Genomic DNA, 12,061 nt, shown 5'->3' with positions numbered 1-12,061 from the left:
GGGCCCGGACCTCGATTCGGTCCGGGCACCTTGGGGCGATCAGGCGACGTTCTCAAGCACCAGCTTCGGCGTCACGCCAAGGGCATGGGCCACGTCGCGGGTCAGGTGGGGCTTGTTCAGGGTGTAGAAGTGCAGCTCGTCCACCCCTTCCTCCATCAGCTCGGTGCAGAGCTCGGTGCAGAGCGCGGTGGCCAGCAGGTCCTCGCGCCCGTCGCGGATCGCGGCGGCGAAGGCGTCGTCCAGCCACTGGGGAACCTCGGTGCCGCAGCGCGCGGCGAACCGCTTGACCCCGTTCCAGTTCTCGATCGGCAGGATGCCGGGGATGATCGGGGCGGTGATGCCTGCGGCGGCGCAGCGGTCGCGGAAGCGCAGGAAGGTCTCGGCCTCGAAGAAGAACTGGGTGATGGCGGAATGCGCGCCCGCGTCGATCTTGCGCTTCAGCCAGTCGATGTCGGCCTGCGCGTCCGCCGCCTCGGGGTGCCGGTCGGGATAGGCGCCGACGCGGATGCGGAAGTTGCCGGTCGCCGCCAGAGCCTCGATCAGCTCGACGGAGTTGGCGAAGCCCTCGGGGTGCGGCCTGAACGCGCCCGAGCCCTTGGGGGGATCGCCGCGCAGGGCCACGAGCTCGGTCACGCCGGCCTTCGCGTAGCTGTCGGCGATGGCCAGCGTCTCCTCGCGGGTGGCGTCGACGCAGGTCAGGTGGGCGGCGACGTTCAGGCCGTAGTTCTTGCCGATGGTCGTCACCGCTTCGTGGGTCAGCTGCCGGGTGGTGCCGCCGGCGCCGTAGGTGACGGAGACGAAGTGCGGCTCGAGCGGGGCGAGGGTCTGCACCGTGTCCCACAGACGGAACGAGGCTTCGAGCGACTGGGGCGGGAAGAATTCGAAGGAAATGCGCGGGGCGTTCATGGGACCGGTCCTTGAAAGGTTGATCCCCTTGTGACGGATTTCCGTATGTGAGACCAATTCATAATTCTCATCAACTTCATGAGGCGGACATGCATATCGAGTTTCGCCACCTGCGCACGATCAAGGCGATCCACGATGCGGGCGGGGTGGCGCGGGCGGCGGATGTGCTGAACATCACCCAGAGCGCGCTGTCGCACCAGGTGAAGGGGCTGGAGGACCAGGCGGGGGTCGAGCTGTTCGTGCGCCGCTCGAAACCGCTGCGGCTCTCGGCGGCGGGGATGAAGCTCCTGCGGCTCGCCGAGCGGATCCTGCCCGAGATCGAGGCGATCGAGGACGAGTTCCGGGGGCTGGTCTCGGGGCGGGCGGGGCGGCTGCACATCGCCATCGAGTGCCACGCCTGTTTCGAATGGCTGTTCCCGGTGCTGGAGAAGTTCCGCCACGCCTGGCCCGATGTCGACGTCGACATCCGCCCCGGCCTCGCCTTCGACGCGCTGCCCGCGCTCCAGAAGGAGGAGGTGGACCTTGTCGTGTCCTCGGATCCCGAGACGCTGCCGGGCGTCGATTTCACGCCGCTCTTCGATTACGAGCCGGTGTTCGTCGCCTCGGCCCAGCATCCCCTGGCGGCGAAGGACTTCGTCGTGGCCGAGGATTTCCGCGACCAGACGCTGATCACCTATCCCGTGGACCGCTCCCGCCTCGACGTCTTCACCGAGCTTCTGACCCCCGCGAAGGTCGAGCCGCGCGCGATCCGGCAGGTGGAGCTGACCGCGGTCATCCTGCTGCTGGTGGCCTCGAACCGCGGCGTCGCGGTGCTGCCCGACTGGGTGGTGCGCGAGGTGCGCTATCACTCGGACTACGTGACGCGGCGGGTGACGGAGGCGGGGCTGACGAAACGTCTCTACGCCGCGACGCGCAGCGAGGAGACGACGCTGCCCTACATGTCGCAATTCCTGCGGCTGGCACGCACCGAGCCGGTGAAGCTCCAGCGGCAGGGGACGGCCGCCGGGTGACGCGGCCCTTGGCAAACCCGCGCCCCTGACCTAAGAGGCGGGCTTGATTTTCAAAGGCTGGGGCGCGTGATGCAGGGCAGTGCAAATCTCAACGTTATGATCAAGGCGGCGCGGAAGGCCGGGCGGTCCCTGGTCAAGGACTTCCGCGAGGTGGAGAACCTGCAGGTCTCGGTGAAGGGCGCGGGCGATTTCGTGAGCCGCGCCGACCTGGCGGCGGAAAAGATCATCCGCGACGAGCTGATGGGCGCGCGGCCGAACTATGGCTGGCTGGCCGAGGAGAGCGCCGAGGAGGCGGGGGCCGACCCGACCCGGCGCTGGATCGTCGATCCGCTGGACGGCACGACGAACTTCCTCCACGGGCTGCCGCACTGGTGCATCTCGATCGCGCTCGAGCACAAGGGCGAGATCGTCTCGGCCCTGGTGTTCGACCCGGCCAAGGACGAGATGTTCGTGGCCGAGAAGGGCGGCGGCGCCTGGATGAACGAAAGCCGCGTCCGCGTCTCGGGACGCCGCGCGCTGATCGAGGGGGTCTTCGCCACCGGCATCCCCCATTCCGGCTCGCCCGCGTTGCCCGAGGTGCTGCGGGAACTGGGCCGCGTCATGCCCGCGACCGCCGGCGTGCGCCATTGGGGCGCGGCGGCCCTGAACCTCGCCTATGTCGCGGCGGGGCGGTTCGACGGCTACTGGGAGCGGCGGATGAAGCCCTGGGACGTGGCGGCCGGCCTTCTGATCTGCCGCGAGGCGGGCGCCCTCGTCGCACCGGTGCGCGAAGGGCGCGACATCGTCGAGGACGGCGAGATCGTCTGCGCCAACGAGGCGATGTTCGACGGCTTCCTGAAGCTCGTGCGCGGCTGAGCGCGGGCAGGATGGGTGATATCACCCATCCTACGTTTGACCCCTTCGGACCCTCCGCGGCGGCGCGGCGGCAGGATGGGTGATATCACCCATCCTGGCTCCGGTCGGAGGGATGGTTCACGCCGTCGTTCCACGGGATCTCGCCGAGGGCGCGGATGTCGACGCCCTCGATGCAGGCCGCGTTGATCCCGACCTCGTCGGTGTCCGAGCGGCGGTTGTGGTGGGTGTAGATGCCGCAGACGCTGCAGAAGTGGTGCCTGGCCGTGTGGGTGCCGAAGCTGTAGGTGGTCAGCCGGTCGGCGCCCTTGACGATCTCGACGTTCCCGCGCAGCGCCGTGACCGCCGCCGCCTGCCGCCGCGAACAGAACGAACAGTCGCAGCGGGCGGCGTCGGCGAGGCCGTGCTCCAGCACCACGCTGAGTTCCACCGCGCCGCAGTGGCAGGTGACGCGCAGGGGCGTTCCGGACCAATTCATCGCCGCCGCCGCACGTTCGGGATCGAGGTCGGGGAATAGCGGTACCGCGCCTCGGCATGGGGCGGGCGGCCCGCGGTGCGTTTCCAGAAGCCCGGACCGCCGAGCCGCTGCCAGAGCGGCAGGGCCAGCACCAGTCCGGCGACAAAGCCGCCGACATGGGCCCAGTAGGCGACGCCGCCCGCATCGCCGGGCGCGCTGATGCCGGAGAAGGTCTGGAGCGCCAGCCAGGCGCCCAGCACGATCCAGGCGGGGATCGGGAAGATGCGGAAGAAGATCACGAGGATGATCAGCACGTCGACCCGCGCCTTCGGGAACAGGAGCAGGTAGCCGCCCATCACCGCCGCGATGGCGCCCGAGGCGCCGACCATCGGGATCTCCGAGCCCGGCGCCGAGAGGGTCTGGGCGATCCCCGCGACCACACCGCCCGCGAGGTAGAAGGCGAGGAAGGGCAGATGGCCCATCTCGTCCTCCATGTTGTCGCCGAAGATCCACAGGAACAGCATGTTGCCGCCGAGGTGCAGCAGCCCGCCGTGCATGAACTGCGAGGTGACGTAGGTCAGCGGATCGTTGATCGCCGGGATCAGGGCGTAGTTGACGTAAAGCGCGTTCAGCGCCCGCACGTCATCGCCAAGCGACAGGGTGAACAGGAACACCAGCACGTTCGCCGCGATCAGGGCATAGACCACGAACGGCGTTCTGAGGGACGGGTTGTGGTCGCGCAGCGGGAACATGGGCGCGAGGCTTGCCCATGTTCCCGGCCGCCGTCAACGGTCGATCAGGCCGCGCCCGCCTCGGCCAGCAGGGCCGCGTTGCCGCCCGAGGCCGTCGTGTCGACGCAGAGGTGGCGTTCGTGGACGCAGTCGTTGACGGTGACGGCGCCGGTGACGAGCGGCACGATGGGCCCGTCGCGCCGGGCGAGCGCCTGCGCCATGGCGCGGGCGGTGTCGGCATCGCCCCACCAGACCACGCCGCCGAGGTTCGGCAGGGCGGTCAGCGCCCCGGCGGTGACATCGCCGACGACCGGGATGCCGCCGAAACCGCGCACCGCCGCCGCCTGGTCCTTCCGCGCGGCCTCGCCCGGTCCGGCGCAGAGGATCGGCGCGCGGGGGTGGACCGAGAGCCGGTTGCTCTCCCCGGTCGGCCCCGGCAGTTCGCGCGGCTGGCCCTTGGCGGGCGTCGTGGCCTTGCGCAGCGCCTCCGACAGGGCGGCGATGTCGGCCTGGCCCAAGGCCGCTACGCCGCGCGCGGCGATGGCGGCGGGGGCGGTGAAGCGGGGCAGGTACATCGGCCCGCCGGCCTTCGGCCCTGTCCCCGACAGCCCCTCGCCGCCGAAGGGCTGGGAGCCGACGACCGCGCCGATCTGGTTGCGGTTGACGTAGATGTTGCCGACGCGGATCCGGTCGGTGACGTGCTGCACCCGCGTGTCGATCCGGGTGTGCAGCCCGAAGGTCAGGCCGTAGCCGGTGGCGTTCACCGCGTCGATGACGTTGTCGATCTCCTCGGCACCGAAGGTGGCGATGTGCAGCACGGGCCCGAAGATCTCGCGCTTCAGCGCGCCGATGCCCGGCACCCCGATCACCGTGGGCGGCACGAAATGGCCGGTCTTCGGCACCGCCACCTGCTTCAGCAGCCGGCCCTCGGCGCGGGCCTCGGCGATGTGCTCCATTATCCCGGCCTTCGCCGCGGCGTCGATGACGGGGCCGCTGTCGGTGGACAGTTCCCAGGGATCGCCGGGGGTCAGTTCGTCCATGGCGCCGAAGAGCATCTTCGTGAAGTCTTCCGCGATGTCCTCCTGCACGTAGAGGCAGCGCAGGGCCGAGCAGCGCTGGCCGGCCGACTGGAAGGCCGACATGATGACGTCGCGCACCGCCTGCTCGGGCAGGGCGGTCGAATCGACGATCATCGCGTTCAGGCCCCCCGTCTCGGCGATCAGCGGCGCGCCGGGGTCCATGTGGGCGGCCATGGCGGCGCGGATCTTCTGCGCCGTCGCGGTCGAGCCGGTGAAAGCCACGCCGTTCACCCGCGGATCGGAGGTGAGCGCGGCGCCGACATCGCCCTCGCCGGGCAGCAGTTGCAGCGCCTCGCGCGGGATGCCCGCCCGGTGCAGGAGCTTCACCGCGGCATGGGCGATCAGCGGCGTCTGCTGGGCGGGCTTCGCCAGCACGGCGTTCCCCGCGGCCAGCGCCCCGGCGATCTGGCCGGTGAAGATGGCGAGCGGGAAGTTCCAGGGCGAGATGCAGGTGAAGGTGCCCCGCGCGGGCTGGGTCAGCGCGGCGATCTGCGTGGCGTAGTAGCGCAGGAAATCCACCGCCTCGCGCACCTCGCTGACGCAGTCGGGCAGGGATTTCCCGGCCTCGCGGGCGAGGAGGGCGAAAAATTCGCCGTAGTTCTCCTCGTAGAGGTCGGCGGCGCGGTTCAGCGTGGCCGCCCGGTCCTGCGGCGTGGCGGTCCACATCCGCGCGGCGGCCAGCGCCGTCTCGACATCGGCGGACGAGGCGTTGCGGACGGTGCCGACGGCCTGCCCGTCGGTGGGGCTGAGCATCGGCTTCGCCGCATCCGGCGCCGCCTCCCCGGCGAGGAGCGGCGCCGCCTCGGGTTCCGCCTCGGCGAAGGGCGCGCGGGCGGCCTCGATCCCGGCCAGCGTGGGGGCGTCGGACAGGTCCCAGCCCTTCGAGTTCGCGCGGTAGGGGAAGAGCGCGGTGCCAGGGCGCACCGGCGCCTTGCGCTCGACTTGCGTGAACGGGTCGGTGGCGACCTCCTCGGGGCGCACGTCCTCGTCGACGATCTGGTTCACGAAGGAGGAGTTGGCGCCGTTCTCGAGCAGCCGACGCACGAGGTAGGCCAGCAGGTCGCGGTGTGCGCCCACGGGGGCGTAGATGCGGCAGCGGGTCTTCTCCTGCTCCAGCACGATGTCGTGCAGCCGCTCGCCCATGCCGTGCAGGCGCTGGAACTCGAAGGCGTCCCGGTCCGTCGCCATGTGCAGGATCGCGGCGACGGTGTGGGCGTTGTGGGTGGCGAACTGCGGATAGATCCGGTCGGTCATGCCGAGAAGCTTCCGCGCGTTGCCGATGTAGCTGACATCGGTCGCGGGCTTCGCGGTGAAGACCGGGAACGAGGGCATCCCGAGGGTCTGCGCCAGCTTGATCTCGCTGTCCCAGTAGGCGCCCTTCACGAGGCGCACCATGATTTTCCGGTCGAGCCGGGTGGCCAGCGCGTGGAGCCAGTCGAGCGTCGGGCCAGCGCGCAGACCGTAGGCCTGGACGACGACGCCGAAGCCGTGCCAGCCCTGAAGCTCGGGGTCGGCCAGGACCTTCTCGATCACCTGGAGCGAGAGGGTCAGGCGGTCGGCCTCCTCGGCGTCGATGTTGAAGCCGATGCCGAGGCGGGCGGCCTGGCGGGCGAGGGCGCGCACGCGCGGCACCAGCTCCTCCAGCACCCGCTCGGTCTTGGCGACCTCGTAGCGGGGGTGCAGCGCCGAGAGCTTGACCGAGATGCCGGGGTTGGTGCGGATGTCGCCTTTCGTCGCCGCCTTCGCCATGGCGTCGATCCCGCGGGAATAGGCGGTGGTATAGCGCGAGGCGTCGGCGGCGGTGCGCGCCGCCTCGCCCAGCATGTCGTAGGAATAGGTATAGCCGCGCTCTTCCATCTTCGCGGCCCGCTCCATCGCGTTCTTCATGTCCTCGCCGAGGACGAACTGGCGGCCCATCTCCTTCATCGCGCGGGCGACGGCGGTGCGGATCACCGGCTCGCCCAGCCGCTTGACGGCGCCGCGCAGCGTGCCGACGAGGCCGGGGCGGTCCTCCTCCAGCACCTTGCCCGTCAGCATCAGCGCCCAGGTCGAGGCGTTGACGAGGGAGGAGGAGGATTTCCCGAGGTGGCTGCCCCATTTCGACGGCGCGATCTTGTCCTCGATCAGTTCGTCGATGGTCTCGGCGTCGGGCACCCGCAGCAGCGCCTCGGCCAGGCACATCAGCGCGATGCCTTCCTCGGTCGAGAGCCCGTATTCGGCCAGGAACACCTCCATCAGCCCGGGCTTCGCCGAAGAGCGGATCTGGCGCACGAGGTCGGCGGCGTCGGCGGCGATCTTCGCGCGCTCCTCGGGCGACAGCGCGGCGGTGTCGACCAGCCCGGCAAGCACGGCGTCGGCATCGGCGTATTTCTCGGCGGCGAAGGGAAGGTCGGGGGAGTGGGCGGTGTCGCGGGGCATGGGCGTCTCCGATGCGATTTCCCTCAGGATAGCGCAGATTTCCCGTGACGGTCGCCCGCAAATCGTCAAATCTCGGGAAGATGACCTGATTTTGAGTGCGGAGACGGTCCGAATGGACGAGACGGGGCTGGACCGGTTCGACCGGGCGATCCTGGCGGTGCTGGCCGTCGAGGGGCGGATCAGCGCCACCGACCTCGCACGGCGCATCGGGCTGTCGAAATCGCCGACCCAGGCGCGGCTGAAGCGGCTCGAGACCGAGGGCGTGATTACCGGCTACCGCGCCCTGTTCGACCCGGTGCGGCTGAGGCGCGAGCATGTCGCCTTCGTCGAGGTGAAGCTGACCGACACCCGCGAGGCGGCGCTCTCGGCCTTCAACGCGGCGGTGCAGGGCGTGGGCGAGATCGAGCAGTGCCACATGATCGCCGGCAGCTTCGACTACCTGCTGAAGGTCCGCACCGCCGACATGCAGAGCTATCGCGCGGTGCTTGGCGAGCGGATCTCGTCGTTGCCCTATGTCGCGCAGACCTCGACCTATGTCTCGATGCAGGCGGTGAAGGACGCGGCGCTCTGACTCCGCCTTGCGCCTGCGGCGGGCGGGGAGGGGGCATTCTGCCCCCGGCGCTGCGCGCCTCCCCCTGAGGATATTTAAGAAGCAAAGATGGGGGCGGGGGAACGGTGACGGCGGCGTGACTTGACAGGTGGATCGGGCGCGGGAAAGCATCGCGGAATGAAAGCCCTTGCCCTGTCCCTGCTTGCGGCGTGGCCCCTCGCGGCCGCCGCGGACTGCCCGCCGCCGCCGGACCAGACGGCGGCGCTGGCGGAGCTGTTCGACGCGGCGCGGGCGGCGCCGAACGAGGCTCAGGGGCGGCAGGTCAGCAACGCGATGTGGGCGCTCTGGGCCACGGCGCCGGATGCGCGGGCGCAGGAGATGCTGGACCGCGGCATGCGCCGGCGCGGGGAGTCCGATTTCGACGCCGCGATCGCCGCCTTCGACGAGCTTGTCGCCTACTGTCCGGCTTACGCGGAGGGCTACAACCAGCGCGCCTTCGTCAATTTCCTGCGCCAGGACTACGGCACCGCGCTGACCGACCTCGAGCGCGCGATCGAGCTGTCGCCGACCCATGTGGCGGCGCTGGCGGGGATGGCGCTGACGCTGATGGGGCTCGGGCGCAACGTCGCCGCGCAGTCGGTGCTGCGCCAGGCGCTGGAGCTGAACCCCTGGCTGCCCGAGCGGGGGCTGCTGGTCGAGCCTCCGGGACAGAAGCTCTGACACGCGGAACGGCTTGAACGCGTCGGCCCGTGGTCCTAGTCAGGGACCGTGGGGGCGTGGCGGAATGGTAGACGCAGCAGACTTAAAATCTGCAGGCCACCGGTCGTGGGGGTTCGAGTCCCCCCGTCCCTACGGGTGAAGCGGTCGGGGGTGGCGATGGCGAGGATTGCGGAGATTTCGGTGCGGCTGTTCCACGTGCCGCTGGCCGAGGTGCTGGTGGATGCCATGCACGGCGATCACACCCATTTCGAGCTGGTGACGGCGACGGTGCGGCTGGCGGACGGGTCGGAAGGCACCGGGTACACCTATACCGGCGGCAAGGGCGGCTTCGCGATCCGCGCGATGATCGAGCACGACCTCGCGCCCTGGCTTCTGGGCCGCGATGCGGAGGACATCGGCGCGCTTCACGAGGGGATGCAGGGGCACGTGCATTACGTCGCGCGGGGCGGGATCGCGTCCTTCGCGATCTCGGCGCTCGACATTGCGCTGTGGGACCTGAAGGGGCGGCGCGAGGGGCGCGCGCTCTGGCAGATGGCGGGGGGCGCGGGGCGGACGTGCAACGCCTATTTCGGCGGGATCGACCTGGCCTTCCCGCTGCCGAAGCTTCTCGACTCGGTGCGCGGCTACCTCGCGCAGGGGGCGGCGGGGGTGAAGATCAAGATCGGCCAGCCGACGCTGGAGGAGGACCTGGAGCGGATCGCCGCGGTACGGGACCTGATCGGGCCGGAGCGGGCGTTCATGGTCGACGCCAACTTCTCGATGTCGGTCGAGCGCGCGATCGAGGCGGCGCGGGCCTTCGCACCCTTCGACCTTCTGTGGTTCGAGGAGCCGATCATCCCCGACGACTACGACGGTTACGCGCGGATCGCCGAAGCCACGGACATGCCGCTCGCCATGGGGGAGAACCTGCACACGGTCCACGAGTTCGGCCATGCCTGCGACCGGGCGCGCTTGTCCTTCCTGCAGCCCGACGCCTCGAACTGCGGCGGCATAACCGGCTGGCTGGCGGCGGCGGAGCTGGGCAACCGCGCCGGGATCACCGTGTGCAGCCACGGGATGCAGGAGCTGCATTGCTCGCTGGTGGCAGGCCAGGGACGGGGCGGCTGGATCGAGGTGCATTCCTTCCCGATCGACGCCTACACCCACCGCCCGCTGGTCATCGAGGACGGCCGGGCCGTCGCGCCCGATGCGCCGGGGATCGGCGTCAGCTTCGACTGGGAGAAGCTCGCGGCGGCGGACCTTCTGGCGCACTGAGGCCGTTTCGCTCTGGTCCTTTGTCGGCAGGGCGGTCTAGGGTCGGGCCGAACGACAGGGGGCAGGCAGATGCATGTGATGGTGATCGGCGGGGCCGGGATGGTGGGGCGGAAGCTTGCGCAGTCCATCGCGGCGACCGGGGGGCTTGGCGGGCGCGATGTGGCGCAGCTGACGCTGGTGGACGTGGTGGCGCCGGAGGTTCCCGCGGGCTTCACCGGTTCGGCCTCGGTCCACGTGGCGGACCTCGGGACCGAGGGGACGGCGGCGGCGCTGGTGGCGCTTCGGCCGGACGTGATCTTCCACCTGGCCGCCATCGTCTCGGGCGAGGCCGAGAAGGACTTCGACAAGGGCTACCGCATCAACCTCGACGGAACCCGGCACCTGTTCGAGGCGATCCGCGCCGAGGGTGCGCGCGGGGCCTATGTCCCGCGGGTCGTCTTCACCTCGTCCATCGCGGTCTTCGGCGCGCCCTTCCCGGCCGAGATCGGGGACGAGTTCCACCGCACGCCGCAGACCTCCTACGGCACGCAGAAGGCGATCGGCGAGCTGCTGCTGAACGACTATTCCCGGCGCGGGATCTTCGACGGCGTGGGGATCCGGCTGCCGACGATCTGCATCCGGCCCGGCAAGCCGAACCTCGCTGCCTCGGGCTTCTTCTCGAACATCCTGCGCGAGCCGCTGGTCGGCAAGGCGGCGGTGCTGCCGGTGCCCGACACGGTGCGCCACTGGCATGCGAGCCCGCGGGCGGCGGTCGGCTTCCTGACCCATGCGGCGACGATGGACACCGCCGCGCTCGATCACCGGCGCTGCCTGAACATGCCGGGGCTCTCGGCCACGGTGGCCGAGCAGATCGAGGCGCTGCGCCGCGTCGCGGGCGAGAAGGCGGTGGCGCTGATCCGGTCCGAGCCGGACGCCGACATCATGAAGATCGTCGACGGCTGGCCGCGGGATTTCGCGCCGGAGCGGGCGAAGGCGCTGGGGTTCACCGCCGAGACGAGCTTCGACGAGATCATCCGGGTGCACATCGAGGACGAGCTGGGCGGGCAGGTCTGAGCCTGCGGCGCCCCGGCGCGCCCCCGCCCGCGCCTCAGTGCATGAGGCCGTCGAGGTGGCCCGCGCAGCCGACGAGGGCGGCATAGTCGTCCTCGACCACCGAGACCGAGAACTGCTCGAGGAACGGGCCGAACCGGCCCTTGTCGCGGAAGGCGGCGGCGAAGCCCATCTCGGCGAGGTAGGGCGTGATCGCGCGGGTCACTCCGCCGATCAGGTAGACGCCCCCGAAGGGCAGGGTTTCCAGCGTCAAGTTGCCCGCCACCATCCCGAGCATCCTGACGAAGATCTCGGTGGCCTCGCGGGCGCGGGGGTCGGTTCCGGCCTTCAGCGCCGCCATCACCGCGGCGGCGTCCGCCGTCCTGTCGTCGCCCACCTCGTGGCCGAGCCAGGCATAGACGTGGGACAGGCCGCGGCCCGACAGCACCTCCTCCACCGCCGGGAAGCCGTGGGTGGTCTCGATGAAGCGGGCGAGGCGGAAGTCGGCCTCGGTCCGGAGCGGCAGGTTGGCGTGTCCCGCCTCGGCCGGGGGGACGTAGCGGCCGGTGTCGGTGTTGTAGACCGGCGCGGCGTTGAAGCCGGTGCCGACGCCGATCACCAGTTTCGCGGCGTGGGGGCCGGGTTCCGGGCCCTCGACGATCAGGCGCAGGTTGTCCGGGTCGATGTGGTCGAGCGCGTGGCCCTGGGCCTGGAGATCGTTCAGCAGCGCGACGGTGGTGGCGCCGGTGGCGTGCTCCAGCGTGGTCTTGTCCATCCTCCAGTCGAGGTTCGTCATCGCCGCGTGGCCGTCGTGGACCGGCCCCGCAACCGCCACGCAGGCGGCGGCGACGGCCGGGTTGCCGCGGTGCGAGAGATAGGCGCGCAGCACCTCCTCCAGCCCCCGGTGCTCCGCATTTCGGAACCGCTCGATGCTGGCGGTGTCCACCACGTCGCGCCGCGCCAGGGCCACGCGGGTGTTGGTGCCGCCGATGTCGGCGACGATGGAAAGCGGGTCAGCGGGGCTGTCGGACATGGGGCACCTCGGGCCGAAGGGG

At 70.5% G+C, this 12,061-nt stretch carries 11 protein-coding genes and 1 tRNA gene; 7 read left to right on the top strand and 5 right to left on the bottom strand.

What is annotated here, in order from left to right; genetic code table 11:
* Positions 1-39: 39 nt before the first annotated feature.
* Positions 40-906 (bottom strand): methylenetetrahydrofolate reductase [NAD(P)H], encoded by an 867-nt coding sequence (metF, locus tag A7B20_RS12470; RefSeq protein ID WP_102108915.1) that lies wholly within the window; start codon positions 904-906, stop codon positions 40-42.
* An 89-nt stretch (positions 907-995) separates the two neighbouring features.
* On the opposite strand from metF, the gene A7B20_RS12465 reads away from it, so the two are divergent.
* On the top strand, positions 996-1,916 hold the full coding sequence (locus A7B20_RS12465) for a LysR family transcriptional regulator (protein ID WP_102108914.1): 921 nt from the start codon (positions 996-998) through the stop codon (positions 1,914-1,916).
* Positions 1,917-1,985: 69 nt separating this feature from the next.
* Positions 1,986-2,771 carry an inositol monophosphatase family protein gene (locus tag A7B20_RS12460; protein ID WP_102108913.1) on the top strand — a complete coding sequence of 262 codons (786 nt, stop codon included), beginning with the start codon at positions 1,986-1,988 and terminating at the stop codon, positions 2,769-2,771.
* Positions 2,772-2,856: 85 nt separating this feature from the next.
* Here the strand turns inward: A7B20_RS12460 and A7B20_RS12455 are convergent, their stop codons facing one another.
* From A7B20_RS12455 to putA, 3 genes are read right to left on the bottom strand one after another with little or no spacing between them, the layout of a single operon-like run.
* Entirely contained in the window at positions 2,857-3,246 is a 390-nt protein-coding gene (locus tag A7B20_RS12455; RefSeq protein WP_102108912.1) for a GFA family protein, read from the bottom strand.
* A complete protein-coding gene (locus A7B20_RS12450) occupies positions 3,243-3,977 on the bottom strand; it encodes a rhomboid family intramembrane serine protease (RefSeq protein ID WP_102108911.1) in 735 nt (244 codons plus the stop codon). Before A7B20_RS12450 ends, A7B20_RS12455 begins: the two co-directional genes overlap by 4 nt.
* 44 nt (positions 3,978-4,021) lie before the next feature.
* On the bottom strand, positions 4,022-7,453 hold the full coding sequence (gene putA / locus A7B20_RS12445; protein ID WP_102108910.1) for a bifunctional proline dehydrogenase/L-glutamate gamma-semialdehyde dehydrogenase PutA: 3,432 nt from the start codon (positions 7,451-7,453) through the stop codon (positions 4,022-4,024).
* Positions 7,454-7,565: 112 nt separating this feature from the next.
* Between putA and A7B20_RS12440 the strand changes: the two genes are divergently transcribed.
* From A7B20_RS12440 to denD, 5 genes are all read left to right on the top strand, one after another.
* Positions 7,566-8,024 (top strand): Lrp/AsnC ligand binding domain-containing protein, encoded by a 459-nt coding sequence (locus A7B20_RS12440; protein ID WP_102108909.1) that lies wholly within the window; start codon positions 7,566-7,568, stop codon positions 8,022-8,024.
* Between the two features lie 156 nt (positions 8,025-8,180).
* Positions 8,181-8,723 (top strand): tetratricopeptide repeat protein, encoded by a 543-nt coding sequence (locus A7B20_RS12435; protein WP_102108908.1) that lies wholly within the window; start codon positions 8,181-8,183, stop codon positions 8,721-8,723.
* A gap of 50 nt (positions 8,724-8,773) precedes the next feature.
* A tRNA-Leu gene (locus A7B20_RS12430) sits at positions 8,774-8,855 on the top strand.
* A gap of 24 nt (positions 8,856-8,879) precedes the next feature.
* Entirely contained in the window at positions 8,880-9,977 is a 1,098-nt protein-coding gene (locus A7B20_RS12425) for a mandelate racemase/muconate lactonizing enzyme family protein (RefSeq protein ID WP_102108907.1), read from the top strand.
* A gap of 69 nt (positions 9,978-10,046) precedes the next feature.
* Positions 10,047-11,030: a D-erythronate dehydrogenase gene (gene denD, locus A7B20_RS12420; RefSeq protein WP_102108906.1), complete on the top strand. Its 984-nt coding sequence runs from the start codon at positions 10,047-10,049 to the stop codon at positions 11,028-11,030.
* 34 nt (positions 11,031-11,064) lie between these two features.
* Here the strand turns inward: denD and A7B20_RS12415 are convergent, their stop codons facing one another.
* The gene (locus A7B20_RS12415) at positions 11,065-12,039 is read right to left on the bottom strand and encodes a glucokinase (protein ID WP_102108905.1); all 975 of its coding nucleotides are present in this window, start codon (positions 12,037-12,039) and stop codon (positions 11,065-11,067) included.
* Positions 12,040-12,061 lie beyond the last annotated feature (22 nt).

The sequence above is a fragment of the Oceaniglobus roseus genome, from assembly GCF_002869745.1.
Taxonomy (GTDB): domain Bacteria; phylum Pseudomonadota; class Alphaproteobacteria; order Rhodobacterales; family Rhodobacteraceae; genus Oceaniglobus; species Oceaniglobus roseus.
The sequence above is the reverse complement of the archived record's forward strand: the minus strand, read 5'-3'. Positions and strand labels throughout refer to the sequence as shown.